Here is a 19,572-nt window from a genome sequence, read left to right as displayed (position 1 = left end):
TGGCTAACAGTTCCTACTGCCAAGCCTGTAGCGGACTTTCACCGCCAAGTTATCGCCCATGCCGGGCGCACCTAAAAAGGCGTAACCGGACATCTTGCTTCCGGTTACGCCTCATTGTTATGCCTAAAGTTAGATCGTCTGCAGCTATAATCCTTTAATCTCCAGCAGCTCATACTTAATGATGCCCATAGGTGCTTCCACGTTGACTTTATCGCCAGCCGATTTGCCCATTAGCGCTTTGCCAAGCGGGCTTTCATAGGATACTTTGTTGTTCAACACATCCGCTTCTGCCGGGCCGACCACTTGATATTCCAGCTTCTCCGCAAATTCGATGTCGTTCAGAACGACATTCGAACCAACATGCACCGTGGTGGAGCTCACATGCGCGGCATCGACAATGCGAGCGCTGTTGAGTGTTTTTTCCAGGATGATGATGCGCGTTTCCATAAACGCCTGGTCATTCTTGGCCGAGTGATATTCGCTGTTCTCCTTCAGGTCGCCATAGCTGATCGCGAGCTTGATCCGCTCTGCCAGCTCTTTGCGTTTAACGTACTTGAGATCATCCAGTTCTTCCTGGAGCTTATCATAGCCCTCCTGAGTCAAGATCACTTCTTCTGCCATGCTCATCACATCCACTTTTTTAGTTTCTTACTTCTAGTGTACTCCTAAATTAAAAAATTAGCGAAAACTTTCTGAAAATCGATGGATGGAAGTGATGGTATTTTTTTCTTAGATCTCTTTTTCGAACAAATTAGAATCTTGGTATCCCAAGCCAGAAGACGCCGAGAGGAAGCTCTATATCGCAGCTCCTGCAACGAGCCTTGAGGAAGCGAATAACATCCTGAAATATGCAGAGTCTGCGGAGTAAATAGACCATTTAGCAAAAGCCCCTGACTTCTCTGCAAAGAGAACCAGGGGCTTTTTAGGTAGAGGAGCACGCCATATCCTATCGTCAATTGCAACGACGACATAATTATGGCTTCACTGGCGGTAACAAAGCAATGTTACTAACGGGAGTCGATATCAGCCTTCAAGGCTTCGTACTGCTCCATCAGCTCACCCATGATCGGATGCTCGCCCGCAATGCCGGTATATTGGGAAGCTGTATCGCTGGCACCGATATTCCGCACAGATGCTTGCAGCTCGACGCTTTCCGGATCTTCCGGGACATCGAACAGCAGGGCCGCTGCCATGGTTTTCGACAAGCTCTTATAGGGAAGCCCGCTTTCGAACGCCAGCATTGCCGGTGATACCAAGCGGTCGCCAGGAGACAGCTTACGGATCGGAGAGCGGCCTACGCGTGACACCTCATCGGTCAGGGCCGGGTTGCGGAACCGTTCCAGAATGGTGTCAATGTAGGCTTGGTGCTCCGAAGGATCGAAGCCATGCTTGTGTATAAGAGCAGCTCCCGTTTCGGCGAGTACCGCGCGTACGTGACCTGCGACGGTCTCCTCTTTCATGGCGTCCTGGATCGTCTCATATCCTTGCAGAAAACCTACATAGGCTGCCGAGCAGTGTCCGGTATTTACTGTAAACAGCTTGCGTTCAATGTACGGCTCCAGGCGATCCACATAGTGAATGCCTTCCACTGGCGTATAATTTTCAAACATCTGTGAACGGTCTACTGCCCATTCATAGAATGGCTCCACCACAACCTTCAGCCGATCCTCATGCTGCTGCAGCGGCACAATCCGGTCAACGGCTGCGTCAGGGAAAGCCACCCACTGATCAGCCTTCTGCTTCGTCTCATCATTCAGCTTCCCATAGACGTGTTCTTTCAGCTGCGTGCTGCCGCCTATGGCATTCTCGCAGGCAATAATATGAAGTGGTGCAGAATCTGCTTGCAGGCGGAGCTTTAACCCTTCGGCAATGGTGCCAGCGATAAACTTCAGAATATTCACGCCCACCGCAGTCGTTACGAGATCCGCTTCCGCTACTGCACGTGCGGCAGCTTCCGGTTCCGTAGCACTATTGAGAGCCGTGATGCCTTTAACAACCGTGGTCTCCCGTCCTTCACTGGCCAAGGTTACAGGATACTCCCCTCGCGCTTTCAACTCCGAGACCAGCTCTTCATTCACATCAATAAAACACACCTCATAGCCGGCCTGTGACAACAAGAGCCCTATAAAGCCTCGCCCGATGTTGCCTGCTCCGAAATGGACAGCCTTCATGCTCCCATTCCCCCTTCGAAGATGGCCAGAATCTCCTCTTCGCTCGAAGCGTTCATGACATTCTCGATGCTCTCGTCATCCGTGAAGATCATCGCTACATTCGTCAGGATCTCCATATGATCGCCACCGGCAGCTGCGATGCCAATGACAATAAACGCCGGCTCATCTCCTCCGAAATCGACCCCTTCCGGGAAGCGAACGATGGACAATCCCGTGGAGATAACCATACCTTTAGCCTCTTTGGTGCCATGGGGAATCGCGAGTCCTCCGCCCATATAAGTGGATGCAATCTCTTCACGCTCCAGCATTTTATCCACATAATCCTCCGAGACATGGCCGGCTTTCACAAGCAGGCTTCCCGCCATGCGGATGGCTTCACTCTTGTTATCAGCCTTCGCGTTCAGAACTACTTTATCTTTAGACAGTATGTTATTCATGTTGTTATCCCTCTTTCTATAGTCTGTGATTGAAAAAAATGATGCAGTTCTTGCGCCAAGTAAGATCGGATTTCTTCCTCACTGCCCCGTTCCATCAACTCCATCAGCTCGGAGTGAAGCAGCATCGCACTGATTTCGCTGAGCACTTCAAGACTCTCCTTCGAGAGTTGTTTGGGTGCCAGCATCAGCAGAATGACGCCAGCCTCTGTCTCATCTGCTAAAGGCGCTGCATGCTTTAACCGGAACAGGGATAGAAATGGCTTGGTTATATAGCTGCTGCGTGTATGGAATAAGGCCAGCGTTGTGTCAGGAATGAGCTGAGTACCCATCCGTTCGCGCTTCAACAATCGCTCCTTCACCTTCTCCGCATCACGGATAGCAGCGAGCTTAAACACCGTGGCCAAGATTGTGTCTAATGTACCCTCCAAATCATCCTGCCCGTTATTCAAGTGATACACATGGAAGCCGTCCAAGAGCGATACCATTTCGTTCATGAGGGCCGCCTGCATGCGAAGCCGCTCGAATGATGCGGCTTTACGCTCGTCATCCACTCGGTTAACGGCGGCATCTTTGCCCGGCAGCCGAGACGTGTCTTGGATGAATTGAAGCAGCGCCTCCTTATCATCCGCTGTCAGCAGCGGGCTTAGTCTCACATACCGTTCCTTTGGCAATGGAAGATCAATGGTCGATATCATAAGATCATATTGCTCCTTCGGAATGCGCGACGCTTCATACCACGATACATTTCCCAGCACCTCAATCTGAGGCATTTCCTTATTCAGCCGGGTACCAAGAAGCCTGGAAGAACTGAGTCCGCTGGAGCATACCAGAATAGCCTTCAGATGGTGTTCCAGCTGGTTCAGCCGTTCGCTCGATGCACCAAAATGCATAACCAGAAACCCAATTTCCTCATCCGGAACGGTTAAATCCAGCTTCAACTCGTCAACTGCATGACGGACAATTCCGAACAGCTTCTCATAGTCCTTCCGAATCGGATTAAGCAGGGGATTTCGGATCCGGATCCCTTCCCGAATTCGCTTCATAGCTGCACCGAGATGCTCCACCAAGCCTGCCCGCAATGTGCGGTCATCCTGGAACGGAATACCCGTGCGCTTCTGAACCCGTTCGATAAGGCGATGGGCAATCTCAACCAATTCAACATCCGCATGAGCCAGTTCACTGACCTCAGACATCTCTTTGGCCTCCTCGAACAAACGGGCTATATATTTCATTTCTGGTTCGTGAACATCCATCCCCAGTGTCTCGCTAAGGCGACTAGTAAAATCTCTTGCCTCCTCCACCGAGGCGGAGGAAGGATCATATCCCGTTATATCTCCAACCTCCATGCTCCGCCCCTGCTTGATCCGATTTACAGAAACCGATAATGCGATAAGCATCGAGGTATATGCACTCTCGCTGAGCCCCTCTGTCCAATCCCAGTTCATATCCCACAAACTCTTCTCAACATCCAGCAGAGCCGGTTTATTCATCATGGAGAGCAGCCGTGCTGTCACTGGGCCGCTTCGATCGCTAGATGTATCGCCGACAAGATCGGAATAATCCAGATGCTCCTCTGCAAGCCTGCTAATCGCCCTTCGTCTTATGTCTTCCGAACCTTCTATCTCGATCCCATAGCCTCTACGGCGTATTAAGTTAAGGTTAAACCGCTTCACCGATGGCTCCAGCTCATCCAGATCATTGCTGATGGTCGGCACAGTTACCTTTAGACTATGGGCCAAAGCAAATAGTTTGATGGGTTCATCAGCCTCAAGCAGATCACACAGCATAAGAATTTTGCGCTCTTCCACAGAGTAATCGGCCGGCTTACCTGCAAGCAGGCGACTCCGCAGTTGAACCATGTCTTCAGGCGTCTTCCCTTCCAGCCGGATGCCCGTCCCCGACTTTTTATGAAGTATAACCCCCGTACCTCGCAGGTCCTTCTCAATCTCCTCCATTTCCCGGTGAACCGTTCTGACGCTGACTCCGACCTCAGCGGCTATTTCTGCAGCTGTCATGCCCTCGGTCCTGCTCATTAGGAACAGAAGGATTTGTCGCTGGCGGGCAGTGATGTGTTTCAGACGCGTAGGCTCCCTTCTTCATGGAATGAAAGACAACGCCGGCGTCATCACGCCAGCGTGTCATATGGGTCTATGTTAATCTTTGAGTCGTTCCACCAATTCGTCATATTTCGGACTCTTCAAGAAGTTATCGATAGAGATATGCTCGGCGTTCGGATTCTTCGCGATGGCCCGTTCGGTGAGTGTCTTCTGGGTAATGACGATATCCGCATCATCCGGTAATTCACTTACTGCTGAGTTCACAACGGTAATGTTGACACCCGCTTGCTGCAGTTTCTTTCTTAATACCGAAGCGCCCATCGCGCTGGAGCCCATACCGGCATCGCAAGCGAACACTATTTTATGAACATTCTCTTTAGCCAGATTGGCTACAGCCGCAGAAGCAGGAGCGACTTGATCATTCATGCCGCCAGTCTTCATCTCCTTCATTTTGGCGGATGCTTCTTCAAGATTCGGCTCTTCTTCGGTCTGTTTGCCCGTTTTCAGCAGCAATGCCGCCACGACAAAGGATACAACGGTGCCAACAAGGACGCCTGCCAAGACTGGAATCAGGCCACCCTTAGGCGCCATGGCGATAAATGCGACGATACTGCCTGGTGACGCAGGGCCTACCAAACCTGCCCCAAAAATCTGGAAGGTGAACGTTCCCGCAACACCACCCGCGATGGCAGCCAAAATCAAAACCGGTTTCATCAAAATATATGGGAAATAGATCTCATGAATGCCGCCCAGGAAATGAATCACTACCGCACCTGGTGCAGAGGATTTGGCAGAGCCGCGTCCAAAGAACCAATAGGCGAGAAGAATTCCAAGACCTGGACCTGGATTCGATTCCAGCATATACAGGACAGATTGACCAAGCCGTGCCGATTCCTCTGTGGCGATCGGACTGAATATCCCATGATTAATCGCATTGTTGAGGAACAGCACCTTCGCCGGCTCAATGATAATGTTGACCAGTGGCAACAGATTGGCATTGACCAGTACGTCAACACCAGCAGACAGCGCCCTTGTAATACCCTGTACAAACGGCCCGATTCCGGTATATGCCGCCAAAGTCAGCACACCGCCGATGATGCCGAGCGAGAAGTTGTTCACTAGCATCTCAAAGCCGGATTTGATTTTGCCGTCAATCAGCTTATCGAACTGCTTTAATACCCATGCGGCCAGAGGGCCCACAATCATGGCGCCAAGGAACATTGGAATTTCTGCACCGACGATCACACCGACCGTAGCAACTGCACCGATAACGGCACCGCGTTTGCCGTGGATCATCTGACCGCCCGTATAACCGATCAAGAGCGGGAGCAGGTACTTGATCATCGGGTCTACCAGCGCTCCCAGATGCTCGTTTGGGAACCAGCCGGTCGGGATGAACAGAGCCGTAATCAGACCCCACGCAATAAACGCACCGATATTCGGCATCACCATACCGCTAAGGAGACGGCCAAGCTGCTGGACCCTTACGCGAATGCCTTTAGAAGCATTTGGATTTGTCTCATTGGACATCGTATGGACCTCCTAATTTATAAATAAATCGCACTGTTGTTGTGTCGCTTTCATCTGACATCTTTATGTTAAGTCAGCCCACCAGAAGGCTCAACGAAAGGAAAAGCCGGTTTCGTCAAGAATATTGTTGACAACTTTTAAATGGATCATGTCAGCTTTTTGAAAATCCTGAGCCACTGCGGTTTCTTTCGTAGAGCAAGCCTTGTCCTGATCCTCTAAATTCCAAAATATTAATTTTGATATGATGAGATTTCAGACCAAATGCATCCCGTCTTGCATCCAAAACATTCTTCCAGCAACTGAACTTATAACAGATAAACCGTGGACCGACTGCTTGTCTTTATTTCCTCCTGTCGTAACGAATCTATGAGTTGGGCTAGTGCAAAACTAGTATGGTTCAACCATGACAAAAAAACGCCGAGCAGTTCTCGGCGTTTCTTGTATTTTTGCTTTTCCATGTAAATAAAAGACAAGCCTTTCCTGTAATAAGGAAGAGCTTGTCTTTGAACTTCATCATATCTCATGTTTTCTGTATCATGCTCGCCCCGTCCGCATGCTTCTGCAAGATATATCCTTTGCCCCGAATACTCTCAATGTTCAGTAAGTCTCTTGTTTTCTTGCGCACCCGGTAGATCAAGGCGTTCAGCTCCTCCGAGCTCACATCGGGCACCGTATCCGTCTCATAGCACCGCTCGGGCCATACGTATATCTTGAGCTCCTCCTTGGGTACGAATTGTCCCTGGTGATTAACCAAGACCTCCAGGCATTTGTACTCTTTGTCCGAAAAAGCGTACACCTTCCCTCCATAGGAAAGCTCCTGCTTGAAAGGATTCAGCCTTAAACCGCCCGCGGCCTCAATCGCCGCCAGCTGCTTGATGAGGGGAGTCATGTCCATCGTCTCATCCATGCTGAGGATCGAGAAGGATAACACGATCAGGTCGCCAGCGAGCACAATGGTATCTCCATGCTGAAGGGGAATTTCATCATGGGGAGCCAACCTCTGTAGATTGACGAAGGTCCCGTGCTTGCTGTTCAGATCCTTAATGAAGAATTGGCCGTTTCTATATAGCAGCGCTGCATGCCTGCGTGACACAAATATATTATCAAACGAGATATCGGGGGCAAAGTTCTGCCCCTTGCGACCAAGCACCGTTATGGGCTTGGTTAAAGGTATCACATCTCCGCGTTCATAGGGATTTCCCCGCTCCACCATCAAAAAGGAGGACTTATCCATCAAACTCCCTCCCATTTCTATATTACTTATTTAAATTTATTAGCTCGCTATTATGCAATTGTTATGGACCAGCCATTGAGTATGTGCCAGAAATCACTAAAATTTAAGTATAGAATGGACCGATTAAAGTCTTAGATAGAGAATAGAGAAAAATATTAATCAACTACTGCATATTGTATACGATTTTGGGGGATTGGATCATGCGAAAACTAAAAAGATGGAACAAAACCATACTATTTTTTCTCGTTTTGGTAGTATTTCTGTTTGTTAACAATACATCGCTGTTCACCAAAGAGCGTGACGCAAAGCCGCTGCTGCTGGCGCATCGCGGGCTCGGCCAAACCTTCTCGATGGAAGGCATTGAAGCCGACACCTGCACCGCCTCCCGTATCTATGTGCCGGAGCATGCTTACCTGGAGAACACCATACCATCCATGAAAGCAGCATTCGAAGCCGGGGCCGATATTGTGGAACTGGATATCAAGCCGACCAAAGACGGCCAGTTCGCCGTATTCCATGACTGGACACTCGATTGCCGCACCAATATGGAGGGCTCGGTCAAGGATTATACCATGGACCAGCTGAAAAACATAGACATCGGCTATGGCTACACCGCCGATCAGGGAGCGACTTATCCTTTTCGGGGAAAGGGCGTTGGGCTGATTCCATCACTAGACGAGGTGTTAGCGGCATTCCCTGACGGTGCGTTTCTGATCCATATCAAAAGCACGGATCCCGATGAAGGAAAGCTGCTGGCAGACTATCTATCCGGACTTCCGGTGAATCGTCTTACCCAGTTGACCGTATACGGAGATGATGGCCCCATCCGCACATTAAAATCGCAGCTTCCAGCCCTGCGCGTCATGTCGAAGGATACGCTGAAGAGCTGTCTTGTATCCTATGCCGGGGCCGGATGGAGCGGATATCTCCCGTCCGTATGCCGCAATACAGAGCTGCATATACCGGAGAAATATGCCCGTTACTTATGGGGATGGCCGGATAAATTTCTGAACCGGATGGACAGCATTAATACGCGGGTCATTCTCGTCGCCGGGGATGGCGACTGGTCGGAGGGCTTTGACTCCGTCTCGGACCTGCAGAGGCTGCCTGACGATTACAGTGGCGGCATATGGACGAATCGAATCGATGTGATCGCCCCGGAATTCACAATCAAGAAGCTCGAATAGCCATTGTGATTTTTGCCTAACCGTTCATTACCTCAATCCTTACGAGCCGCAGAATCAGGGGCTCCAAATCGTCAGTTTGAAATAATCGATAGATTAATGAAAAGGCTGTACCTCGATGTTTAGGAACCTCCAACATCAGGGTACAGCCTTTATAAATATATCGAACCATGTTCCGACCCTGAAAGCCTGTGCTCATCTCATCTTAAAGCTTTGCCTAAAAGGCATCGGGAACGTCAACACAGAATCTTTTATGTTCGAGGTGAGTCTATGACAAACCGGTTATCCACCAGCAAGATAATCCTGCTAGCTTTCTGCATCGCCGCTGCGATTGCAGGTACCATCTTCATCTCGCACATCATCATGGATCGTAAGGAGAACCCTGATATGACAGCTGCCTTCATGGATGAATATATGACAAACGATAACGGCACCATGGCTACCTATCTCAAGCCGGCCCCTTCCGAGCAACCGGACATCGTTGCTGGGAGAGAAGCGCTGTCTGAATCGCTCGGGTTATGGATGCAATACGCCGTCCTTTCCCAGGATCAGATCCGCTTCGATGATAACGTTAGGCTTCTGACGACTTATTTCCTCTATCAGAATCCCGAACCCTATATCCGCTGGAAGCTCCAGCCCGATGGCCAATCCGAGGTCACAACCAATGCGCTTGGAGACGATCTTCGAATTGTAGATGCTTTGCTGAAAGCATACAAGCTCTGGGGCCAGGAAGAGTACCTTCAATTAGCGAAGGACATTGGCGCAACCCTTAAAGCCACTTCTCAAACCGATGGATATTTCGTCGATTACCATGATTTTGAGCGTGATGAATCAGCGGCCGTCTTGAGTCTGGTTTATGTGGATATCTCGGCATTGCGGGAAATGCGGAATAACGGAATTTTGACCGCTACCGATTATAAACGTTACGAGGACCTGCTCCTTCGCATGCCCAGTGACGGTATATTTTCCCCCAAAACATTCCGCATTGCCTCCAGTCACTATGAATACGACGCATCGGTCAATCTGATCGACCAATTGATCATAGGCATTCATATCGCTGAAATGGGGCATCCGCCAAAGGAGCTCATGCTATTTCTGAAGGAGGAATTCCAGCAGAACCAGCGGCTCTTCGGACGCTATGACCGGGAGACCCGCAAGCCCGGCGCTGATTATGAATCGCCTGCCGTCTACGGCTTGGCCATCATCCTGGCCATAAAGACAAATGATCTCCCTTGGGCCGAGCAATTATATGATCGAATGATCCGATTCCGGGGCCAGGAGCGCGTATATCCGGGAGGATATGTGTTTGATGGAAATACGCATGCTTTTGACAATCTGTTTCCCTTGCTGGCCGAAACGCTGTTCAAACAAGCCAGAAGATAGGCAGAACCGAAACAGGATCTCAGAATTTCGAAAATCAGCAGGGTTGCTCATCTTATTTGTGCATACTAAAAACACCTTCAAGACTAGCTCCATGTCTTACAACCTGGCGCATTCAATCTCTTGAGGGTGTTTTCATTTATCTCACATGATGCAGTCAGTCCTGAACCTTAGCAGAAGACTGTCATGCTGCGTTTGTATGGTATGTAATTAGTAAGTGCTGCCTTATATTTTCTTCACAAACTCCGACTTTAATTTCATCGCGCCGAATCCGTCAATTTTGCAGTCGATGTCATGATCTCCATCCACTAAACGTATACTTTTCACCTTCGTGCCTATTTTTAAGACAGTCGAGCTGCCTTTTACTTTAAGATCCTTGATCACCGTAACGGCGTCTCCATCAGCCAGCACATTTCCATTGGCGTCTTTGATGATTCTGGCATCCTCGTTATGTTCCGCTTCCGACCCCGCAGGCCATTCATGAGCACATTCCGGGCAAACCAAAAGATTTCGGTCCTCGTATGTATATTGTGAACTACATTTAGGGCAATTCGGCAAAGTAGACATGGTTGAATTCTCCATTCGTTTTATACTACTATAGCCTATATTCAAAAATAATGCAGGTACTCCGAATACTACACTTCCTGCAATACGAATACACGAGAAGAGACTCCCATCCAATGTCATGGACGAGGAGCCTTTTGGCTATCTTGCTTTTTGCTATCCTGCTATTATTCTTTATTGTACTAAACCTCATTTCACCCATTTATCCAGAAGAGGCCCTTCCTCTCCAAACACAGGATCCGTCTGTGGAACAGGCACGCTGCGAATTTCATTCATTGCCTGCGCCCGGTCCGTCGGGTTCCGCTCCCTAATATTCGGCGTAACCCCTTCCGGATAAGCACCAATGACTTCAAAATCAGGACTGCTGGTGAGCTTCTTATGGGCAGTGCCAGCTGGCAGGACGAGCACATCGCCCGTGGTTATCTCCAGCCGCTCTCCCGCATCACCGCCTACTAGGACGGTCGCACTACCGGAACGCACGCCCAGAACTTCATGAGTATTGCTGTGATAATGGTGATAATCAAATACACCACCCTCCCAGCTGCCGGTCCACTGATGGCGGTTGAAGGTTGTCTCTAAACCGTTAGGATCATCCGCGAATACCCCATTGTACACAATGACAGGCAGTTCCGGATTATTGGGAACCTCGCCATCATCCTTTACGAAGAATGATCGAACATGTACATTCATGATCATTTGCTCCTTTCAATGCTTGGATCCACTCGTAGTACCAGTACCCCAAGCATCCGGGCCTCAAACAGTCCCTGCGTTGATGGAAGAAACCACTCCTTATATGCGAACCCTATTATGCTCGCTGCTGTTCCTGAGACTGCTTCAAACGGTGCAGCTGCCGAAGGTGATGCCGATAGTGCATTTCAATAAGCAAAAACCACTCCTCCGCATTCAATCCACCGAAACTCGGATGGGAGACTGTATGTATCGGAGATGCCTCACCAAGCATCGGCTCGATTTGTCTCATTCGTTGGATCACGGTATCCAACCCTTGGATCAACTGCTCTTTGGTTGCAGGCTGCTCAGGTGTATATTGGGGAGATGGCGGAATTTGGATACGGATAGGAGGAAAGCTGCCCTGTTCGAATATCGCTGTTCCCTCTTTGGTTTTTCCGGCCGTGGAGGCTCCCGCCTCTCCATTCGGGTTCAAGCATTGCTCAATATTCCGAAGATGCATAACCAGCGCGGATTGAATCAAGTGCTGATACATTTGCCCGATCGACCACTCGTCCTCTGCCTGTCTGTATTCCAGCTCTTCCATACTAAAGCCATACATTTCCTGCAGATAGACCTGCACCGTCTCTTCAAACCGCTTCAATGCTTCTGTTGTATTCATATCAACCACTCCCTAAATCGTCTTTGCACCGAATATACAAAAACGCTACTGACAACGTCATGTCAGTAGCGTTTAAATATCTTTTCCGCTTCGTCACGGATCCGGTCACGGAAGGATTCCGGCTCAAGGACAACGACATCCGATCCCCAGCCAAGCACCCATTGTAAAATCTCTTCCGGCCGGCGAACGCGAAAGCTCACTAGCAGCCCATCCTCGCATTCTTCGAATGTCTCCATGTAATAATTGCCTGATTCCTTGACTCGATCCGCAATATCGGGATTTGCCAGAATCCGAACCTGCAGGTTACGATCATCCGGAGGCCGGTAGGCCTCCAAGCTAAAATCCGGTGGCATCTCAAAACGCTCTTCAAGAACCGTCAGATCCTTCATGCGGGACAACCGAAAATGGCGAATGTCTTGCCGGAGGTCACACCAGGCGACTAAGGTCCATGAACCTTGAAGAAATGCCAGCCCATAAGGGGCTGCCGAGCGAAAGCTCTTTCGATCACCTGTGGAATCGGACATCTTCTTCACATAATGGAATTCGATCTTACGCTTTTCCAGTATGGCTCGGCGAACCATTTCAACATAATCCTTCTCCTCTTCTGAAGTTGCCTTGTTAACGGGAGTAAGCAGTCGCATGGTCTTCCGAACCCGCGAAGCGTCTGCGCGGACAGCCTCCGGAAGAATAAACTCTATCTTTTTACGGGAAGCCTGAGCCTTTAAACCATATCCAACGTCAAAACGTTCGACAAAATCCGCTCCAATGAGCAGTGCCACGGCTTCCTCCGTCGTAAACATGACTGGCGGCAGAAAATATCCCGCCATTAACGAGTATCCTTGCCCGGGGGCTCCCATCACGGGTACACCCGCTTCGCTAAGGGCTTGAATATCCCGGTAGATCGTCCGGACGCTCGTCTCAAATATGGATGCCAAATCTTCGGCCCGCACAATCTTTCGCTGCTGCAGCTCAAGCAGGATTGCCAGCATTCGATCAGTCTTGTTCATGCAGCTGTACCTCCAATCCCCCTCAAACCTCTCCCCAATACACTTTCGTCTCATAATCAAAAAACACGCTGCCATCCTGCTTATTCTGTTCGAACAGGTTGCGCAGCTCTTTCATCATCGGTTCGTAATTCGGATGCCCGGGGAGCGGCGCATAAGAAGATGATTGCAAGCGGCCGTACAAGCCCTCGTAATCAAACATCTGCCGATTGAAGAACTTCGCTTCCTTCATATCCCCTGACCGGAAAAAGGCAGCCAGTGTTTCATGCGAAATGTTCTTCTGATCCACTTCCTGATAATCGGTGGCATAGGTAAGGAGCAGCTGTTCATACGCTTCGAGGAAGGGCGTTCCCTGCGTAAGCCTGGAATTCCAGATCAAGACTACCTTGCCACCCGGCTTTAAAATCCGCCGAAACTCGGCTTGTGCTGCATCCCGATCAAACCAGTGAAAGGCCTGGGCACTCACGATATGATCGACCGATTGATCGGGTAGCCCTGTCACCTCGGCCGAACCCGAGACCATTCGAAAGCGGGGATTGCCTTCAAGTTCCGACTCGGCGGCTTCCCGCATGGCCTGATTGGGTTCCACCGCGGTCACGCGACTTCCCCGCTCCAGCAGCAACTTCGTGAATATCCCCGTCCCTGCGCCGATATCGGCAATCTCACCGTCCAATCCTACCGTATCGTACAGATAATCCAGAGCCACTTGCGGATAACTCGGGCGATACTTCGTATACGAATCCACCCGATTCGAAAACCGTTCCTTGCTGTCCATCCTAAACCACGCTCCTCTCCCAAATCCAAGTTGAATTCCAGTTCATGATCCCGTATGTTTCACTAGATGAAACCTGATTTCATTTTTGATGATAATTCTATTTTATAGCAATTCTCCCCTGTTATCCAGCCTAACGTTACCATAGTGACCATGGATCTTCTCTCTCCCAGGCAGCAGGAAACCCCCAATTCGCCTGAACAGACAAACCGGGGGTTTCTGTGACTTCTATTTGGATATAGAACCACTCATGCCGAGCATAAAAAGAGCATCATGCAGAGTTTAGTATCGATAACAACATCCGCAGATCAGCTACACAACCGCCTGCCAGTATAGCAGTACGTCGAATGCCGCCTATGGCTCATACTCATTCAGCTTTCCTTCATAAATTAGCTGCAGCCGCTCGCATTGACGAAAATCATCCGGTGTTACCAAAGCGGGCAGCTTATCCCAGAGCCTGACTCCGGACCGCTGCAGAATCTCGGCCACGAATTGCGAACAGAAATAGGAATTGCTGAATTCGATCGGTTCCTTCAGCGCGATGCCCAGGACACCCAGTATATTATAAAAGTACTTATGGTTTTTTCGGATAAATGCCTGCAGCACCCGCTTCATTTTCGCAACATCGCGTTCTGTTACCCGCAGCTCATAGATGACGCATGTCGTGTTTGGATATTTACTGAATGTGCCCGTCTGCAGATCCTCCTTCACAAACCCGCCATTCAAAGGGTTATTCGGATTCTTTCTCCCGAAACTGTATAACTCCGACAGCTCGCGATTAAAGGATATCGATGCATGGTTATAAGGTGCTCTTGTGTAACCCTGAATGACTTTCGTAAAGAGCGTACCGGTATTGGTAAGCAATATAAAGACCGATTGATCGTCTACCATTTACGAAAATTCCCCTTATCCCTATTGAATTGTTCCTTCATCATAACATATGATTCCTGTAGTGAAACTATCTCGTAATTCACTCCAGCTTCGTATTACTCCATGATAGGAATAATCAGATTGCTCCATGTAATCCCAAACAAGAGTTGTCAGAAGATATATACAAGTGATACTGTTAAGCCAGTTGATCAAAATAACTAACAATAAAAGCAGCTTCGGGAAATCTGAAGCTGCTTTTATTTGAATAATTATTCGTTTTCTATTTGTTCAATCAGCTGTTTTAATTTCTCATAATTTTCTGGTGGGTTAAACGTGATACTGCCGAAATTCTCTACATAAGCTACTGATCCATTAAGGAGCATAAATGTTAATACTGAGCCATTCTTCATATGAATTTCTATATCTCGATAATTTTTTAATGTGTGTGGCTCGGCATAATTTGTATATGAATTTAGAATTGTTGCTATCTTAACAATTTCCTCTCTTTTATTTACTTCTGCGGATTTATGCCTTTCTGGTTTATGGTCATAAACAATAATATTTGAAATATCTTCAGGTTTAAGTTTGAAAGTTGGTTTATTATTCTCTTGAGGCTTCTCAACCACATTAGGCTTTTTCTCTGACGAATTAGTACAAGAGACTATTAGAAGAGGGATACCTAACAGGATCATTATAATAATTGCCTTGCTAATTTTTTTCATTACAAACCTCGATTTTAGATTCTTATAAATAATGACGTAGGAATCACTATTGAAGTTACACTTAACGGGAAAAATTGCAAATCACAAATGTTAACTCCTTGATATGTTCAGTCATTTCTTCTGATCGAGCTTCTTACCCAAAATCTTTTCAGCTTTCTTCATAATGACTTGAAGTTCTTTAGATGGGCCGACTCTCTCATCTAATGGAATTCTAGTAATGACGATTTTTTTCTTTCTACCAAGTAATTTCTTCATAAATATAAACCTCCCAGCAACCTGCCTGCCCTTAAGTATGGATTCATGAAGCGTTTTTTCTCCTGGGTCAAGAATGACACATTTGTAGTCAAATCCAAGGTTTATTAAATTTTCTTTCCAGCTCTCTGTGATATCATTTCGGATTGTGTAATAATTTAGTAGCACAAATGTGCCACCACTTTCTTTCACAATCTGTACATCCCGCTTTCCTTTTGAGACTCCACTGAAAAAGTATCTTATTCCTTTAAGAGTCAGTCGAACAGCCCCGTTCTTCATAGTAACTAATTTGCAAATATCGGACATCATTGCCCTAATTAAACCGGCTATAGAGCTTGAATAGCAGTTTATTCTTAGCAACTGTCTTAATGTAGTCACCCGACGATAATAAAGCATAGAAAGGGCTTTGCGGAGGCGTGAGCGTGGTATACGCTGTGGCTTCATTCCATCTTGAGAGCGAACATAAATATAATCTTTCGTTATCTTTTCTATCGTGAGCGGACGCTTAGCTTTAACCGTGCTGAATTATAATCCGGTCTTCCCGATTGTACGAATAAAATCCCGCTCTTTCTTGATCGCCTTTACATCAAATTGAGTCATATGCAACTCTCCTTAATGAGAAAGGACTTCACCGTTAAACAGTGAAGCCCTCATTAATTTATTCATATCGGGAACTTATTCCCGTTCACTGTATACATCATAGGGAGCAATCACATTGCATGCTTAACATTTCCTCAGTAATGCTCCATGATAGCGGTATATCCATCTCCAAGTGTGAACGATATAACAGTTTTGAGATTTATAATGGCTCAATGATACGATCAGAAGCGGCCTTTCTAGACTCAATTCTGACAATCACTTCTTGTCCATCAGATTCAGCGGATATAGAACCCCAAATTAAACCACTGAACTGTTTCAAGAAGATCTGTTTCCGCCATTCTGCATCCCATAAAAATTCTCTCCGTGACTTCACACAAGCATATTTCCGGTAATACCACCCACCATGATCTGAACCACCATAGCATCGTGTCACAACATAGACGTTTATATAGGGAAGAACCAATGGAATTAGTGATGTCATCTTCATTAATCCTCTTCCGGCAGCAAAAATTGTAATTACTGGTTCAGCTGTATCTCCTGGACCCATGACTGCCTTGAACACAATTTTTTTATTTGTTCATCAAGAAATGAAATAAAGATATACTTCATTTCTATTTCTACTCTGTTTAGGTATAACTCATGACAGAGATATGCAACCATCTTCACATAAGCTACGATATGACTCTCTACCAATGATGATATGATCGTGAAATTTAATACCCACGAGTTTACCTACCTCTACAAGACGTTGTATAATCTTTACATCTTCATGTGAGGGACCTGGATCTCCAGATGGATGATTATGTGCGCCTATAATAGAATAGGCTCCTCGGCGAATTGCCTGACGATATACTTCACGTGGATGCACAATCGCTTCAGTTAAGCTTCCAATAGCAATAGTTTCTCTTCCAATGACTTTGGATTTGGTATCCAGATATAGGGCAACAAAATGCTCCTTTTCTAAATGCTGCATGTCCATAAGCAAACTTGCTGTATCACTAGGGCTTCGTATAATTACTTCATCCTTGGAATTTTGAATATATTTTAAGCGTTTAGCTAATTCAAATACAACCATTAGATGAAAGCTTTGACTTTCGTTTAACCCAAACATAAAGGACAGTTCATACTCAGACATTCCGGAAACTTTATTGAGTCCTTAGCTAATAACCAATTCCGCAATTTCAAAAATAGAGCGATCAGGGATTATAGAACCCAATATAAGAAACATGAGATCCTTAATCGAAAGGGTTTCCGGGTTGCAGTTTGAGTAGAATGTTCTTTTAGCTTCTTGAACTAAAAACTGATTTTGTGGATTAATGTAAGTACTCATATTTAATGCCCTTGCATAGGAGAAGTAACAAGTTGGTGATGAAAGCATATGGACAGCTCGCTTATAACCTTGATTCTGATCTTTTTTGTTTTATCGGTCATCCAGCTCCTCTATTATGTGGTGAGCAAGACGCAACCGAATATCGATTACACCGATGTAGGGATGCGCATCAAAACCTGGTGGGGCATGCTGATCATATTCTGCATGGCAACACTACTAAATCCCGTCGTTTCTCTGTTATCCCTGATGGTGCTTACTTTCTTTACGCTTAAAGAGTATTTCTCGATGATCAAAACGAGGAAAGCCGATCGTCGTTTATTTCTGTGGGCATATTTAACCATACCGGTCCAATTCTATTGGATCTATATTGAATGGTACGGGATGTTTATTGTGTTCATCCCCATTTATGTGTTCCTGGTGCTCCCGCTTCCGCGGCTGATCAACAAGGGCACTGTCGGTTTCATGCGGAGTGTCAGCTCTACGCAGTGGGGTCTGATGCTTATGGTATTCGGTCTCAGCCACCTGGCTTACTTCCAATTTGCCACGCCCCAGTATGGAGCTGGACTTGTGCTGTTTCTCGTGGTTCTGACACAGCTAAACGATGTCGTGCATACGGTCGCATCCCTTTATTTTGGCAAAAGGAGGATTGTGCCTACATCCAACCCGAATCTGACCTGGGAAGGCTTTGCATGCGCTTTTCTCGTCACGACTGGCTGTTCCTATCTCATCTATCCCTACCTGACGCCTTTAAGCCCGACGTTTGGGATCCTGTCCGGCATGCTGATCAGCCTCAGCGGCTTCTTCGGCAGCTTGACGGTTTCCGTGCTGAAGCGCGACCTGTTAATCGGGGATGATGGACGATTCGATGCCTTGAAGAAAAGCTATCTGAGCCGGGTGGACAGTCTGACGTATACCTCGCCGATCTTTTTTCATTTCATCCGTTATTTCTATGACTTTATGTAAGGCAGGTCCCGGCCCCCATAGAACCTCATACAGCCATAACCCAAGTGAGCTTGTGCCCATTCGGATTATGGCTGTTTTGGTCTGTATTATTTTTAGGAGTGCGGAGAACCTTGAAGCTTCAAATCTTCATAGTGGGTAACCCTGTTACGTCCATTTTCCTTGGAAGCATAGAGTGCCTGGTCTGCCTGTTCCAAGAGTGTCGCTTCGTTATCCTCTAAAGCATCCGTTGCCGTCATGATCCCGATGCTGATGGTCACGCCGTCCTCTTTCCAGCTGAAATCACTGACTGCCCGCCGGATACGATCTGCACAGACCTTGGCCTCACTGGCCTTCGTTCGCGACAGAAGCATGACAAACTCTTCTCCTCCATACCGGGCCACGATATCCCCTTCGCGGGCGTGCGTCTGCAGGACACTCGCCACATCAAACAGAACCTCATCTCCATACGCATGTCCCCAAGTGTCGTTGACGCGTTTGAAGTGATCGATGTCCAGCATGAACAGCGAGAACGGGATCCCGGTTTGGCTGTACAGCTTAAGCTCCTCTTCCAGTTTCTCCTGAAAGAACCTGCGGTTCTTCAGTCCGGTAAGCTTGTCGGTATTCGACAGCTCCAACAGGACCGTGTTAATCTCCATCAGTTCTGTTTGCTTTCGTTCAATCTCTGCATAGATATGCTGCAGCTCCGCTAGGGCTTGATCCTTTTCCCAATAGGCCTTCTCAATCTGCTTATTCGCCAGTCGAAGCTCCATCTCATAATCAATACGCTTACCCACCTGCACCAATACGCAATCCAGCCATTCTCGGCCTTCCCGCTCGGACTTTCGTCCATTCAAAATAAAGGGAACCGACTCTCCCCGGCTGTTCTTCAACCGGATCAACAGTTCTTCCACATGCCCGTCAAGATTGATATACGGGTAAAAATAAGAGTGGAACATCAGCTTGTTCGCCGTCGACATCAACGTCTCAAAATGCTTTTGCACCACGTCTTCCTGTCGATACCCCATCATATCAAGAAAAGTCTGATTCACATCCGCCACAATGCCCTCATGGGTAATAGAAACATAGCCGCATGGGGCATAGTTCAAACGCACATCCATTGCTTATTGATCGATCCTTTCCGCACAGGTCGCTTAGCTTGTACTGAAACTTACCGC

The 19,572-nt window shown here is 47.6% G+C and carries 19 protein-coding genes and 1 pseudogene; 3 read left to right on the top strand and 17 right to left on the bottom strand.

The window, feature by feature from the left end:
• Positions 1-144 precede the first annotated feature (144 nt).
• From greA to AM231_RS25730, 6 genes are all read right to left on the bottom strand, one after another.
• Positions 145-621, bottom strand: a complete 477-nt coding sequence (gene greA, locus AM231_RS25755) for a transcription elongation factor GreA (protein ID WP_054405515.1) — start codon at positions 619-621, stop codon at positions 145-147.
• A gap of 386 nt (positions 622-1,007) precedes the next feature.
• The gene (locus AM231_RS25750) at positions 1,008-2,171 is read right to left on the bottom strand and encodes a mannitol-1-phosphate 5-dehydrogenase (protein WP_054405216.1); all 1,164 of its coding nucleotides are present in this window, start codon (positions 2,169-2,171) and stop codon (positions 1,008-1,010) included.
• Entirely contained in the window at positions 2,168-2,608 is a 441-nt protein-coding gene (locus tag AM231_RS25745; protein ID WP_054405215.1) for a PTS mannitol transporter subunit IIA, read from the bottom strand. The genes AM231_RS25750 and AM231_RS25745 overlap by 4 nt, the downstream gene beginning before the upstream one ends.
• Complete coding sequence (locus AM231_RS25740) at positions 2,605-4,641, bottom strand: BglG family transcription antiterminator (RefSeq protein ID WP_423212947.1); 2,037 nt, start codon at positions 4,639-4,641, stop codon at positions 2,605-2,607. The genes AM231_RS25745 and AM231_RS25740 overlap by 4 nt, the downstream gene beginning before the upstream one ends.
• 120 nt (positions 4,642-4,761) lie before the next feature.
• Positions 4,762-6,195: a PTS mannitol transporter subunit IIBC gene (locus tag AM231_RS25735; protein ID WP_054405213.1), complete on the bottom strand. Its 1,434-nt coding sequence runs from the start codon at positions 6,193-6,195 to the stop codon at positions 4,762-4,764.
• A gap of 520 nt (positions 6,196-6,715) precedes the next feature.
• Positions 6,716-7,429 carry an FHA domain-containing protein gene (locus AM231_RS25730; protein WP_054405212.1) on the bottom strand — a complete coding sequence of 238 codons (714 nt, stop codon included), beginning with the start codon at positions 7,427-7,429 and terminating at the stop codon, positions 6,716-6,718.
• A gap of 200 nt (positions 7,430-7,629) precedes the next feature.
• On the opposite strand from AM231_RS25730, the gene AM231_RS25725 reads away from it, so the two are divergent.
• The gene (locus tag AM231_RS25725; protein WP_054405211.1) at positions 7,630-8,616 is read left to right on the top strand and encodes a glycerophosphodiester phosphodiesterase family protein; all 987 of its coding nucleotides are present in this window, start codon (positions 7,630-7,632) and stop codon (positions 8,614-8,616) included.
• 267 nt (positions 8,617-8,883) lie between these two features.
• Positions 8,884-9,996 (top strand): glycosyl hydrolase family 8, encoded by a 1,113-nt coding sequence (locus tag AM231_RS25720; protein ID WP_054405210.1) that lies wholly within the window; start codon positions 8,884-8,886, stop codon positions 9,994-9,996.
• A gap of 222 nt (positions 9,997-10,218) precedes the next feature.
• On the opposite strand, the gene AM231_RS25715 is transcribed toward AM231_RS25720, so the two are convergent.
• From AM231_RS25715 to AM231_RS25670, 10 genes and pseudogenes are all read right to left on the bottom strand, one after another.
• Complete coding sequence (locus AM231_RS25715) at positions 10,219-10,560, bottom strand: zinc ribbon domain-containing protein YjdM (RefSeq protein WP_053490925.1); 342 nt, start codon at positions 10,558-10,560, stop codon at positions 10,219-10,221.
• Positions 10,561-10,746: 186 nt separating this feature from the next.
• The gene (locus AM231_RS25710) at positions 10,747-11,247 is read right to left on the bottom strand and encodes a cupin domain-containing protein (RefSeq protein WP_054405209.1); all 501 of its coding nucleotides are present in this window, start codon (positions 11,245-11,247) and stop codon (positions 10,747-10,749) included.
• Between the two features lie 115 nt (positions 11,248-11,362).
• Positions 11,363-11,905: a DinB family protein gene (locus AM231_RS25705; RefSeq protein ID WP_054405208.1), complete on the bottom strand. Its 543-nt coding sequence runs from the start codon at positions 11,903-11,905 to the stop codon at positions 11,363-11,365.
• Between the two features lie 62 nt (positions 11,906-11,967).
• Positions 11,968-12,912 (bottom strand): helix-turn-helix transcriptional regulator, encoded by a 945-nt coding sequence (locus tag AM231_RS25700; protein ID WP_054405207.1) that lies wholly within the window; start codon positions 12,910-12,912, stop codon positions 11,968-11,970.
• Between the two features lie 22 nt (positions 12,913-12,934).
• The gene (locus AM231_RS25695; protein WP_054405206.1) at positions 12,935-13,684 is read right to left on the bottom strand and encodes a class I SAM-dependent methyltransferase; all 750 of its coding nucleotides are present in this window, start codon (positions 13,682-13,684) and stop codon (positions 12,935-12,937) included.
• Positions 13,685-14,035: 351 nt separating this feature from the next.
• Positions 14,036-14,572, bottom strand: coding sequence for a hypothetical protein (locus AM231_RS25690; protein ID WP_054405205.1), 537 nt, complete (start codon positions 14,570-14,572; stop codon positions 14,036-14,038).
• Between the two features lie 248 nt (positions 14,573-14,820).
• Positions 14,821-15,273 carry a hypothetical protein gene (locus AM231_RS25685; protein WP_054405204.1) on the bottom strand — a complete coding sequence of 151 codons (453 nt, stop codon included), beginning with the start codon at positions 15,271-15,273 and terminating at the stop codon, positions 14,821-14,823.
• Positions 15,274-15,384: 111 nt separating this feature from the next.
• Entirely contained in the window at positions 15,385-15,885 is a 501-nt protein-coding gene (locus tag AM231_RS25680) for a hypothetical protein (protein ID WP_054405203.1), read from the bottom strand.
• A 439-nt stretch (positions 15,886-16,324) separates the two neighbouring features.
• Positions 16,325-16,672: a hypothetical protein gene (locus tag AM231_RS29745; RefSeq protein ID WP_207383691.1), complete on the bottom strand. Its 348-nt coding sequence runs from the start codon at positions 16,670-16,672 to the stop codon at positions 16,325-16,327.
• A 90-nt stretch (positions 16,673-16,762) separates the two neighbouring features.
• A pseudogene (locus AM231_RS25670) lies at positions 16,763-17,263 on the bottom strand (JAB domain-containing protein); the annotation flags it as partial.
• Between the two features lie 240 nt (positions 17,264-17,503).
• Here AM231_RS25670 and AM231_RS25665 point away from each other — a divergent pair.
• Positions 17,504-18,418 (top strand): phosphatidate cytidylyltransferase, encoded by a 915-nt coding sequence (locus AM231_RS25665; protein WP_054405200.1) that lies wholly within the window; start codon positions 17,504-17,506, stop codon positions 18,416-18,418.
• Between the two features lie 92 nt (positions 18,419-18,510).
• On the opposite strand, the gene AM231_RS25660 is transcribed toward AM231_RS25665, so the two are convergent.
• Complete coding sequence (locus tag AM231_RS25660; protein ID WP_054405199.1) at positions 18,511-19,515, bottom strand: sensor domain-containing diguanylate cyclase; 1,005 nt, start codon at positions 19,513-19,515, stop codon at positions 18,511-18,513.
• Between the last annotated feature and the right edge of the window lie 57 nt (positions 19,516-19,572).

Source organism: Paenibacillus solani, from assembly GCF_001277345.1.
GTDB classification, from domain to species: Bacteria; Bacillota; Bacilli; order Paenibacillales; family Paenibacillaceae; genus Paenibacillus_AQ; species Paenibacillus_AQ solani.
Note: the sequence above shows the minus strand (reverse complement) of the source record. Positions and strands in the feature narration are given on the sequence as shown.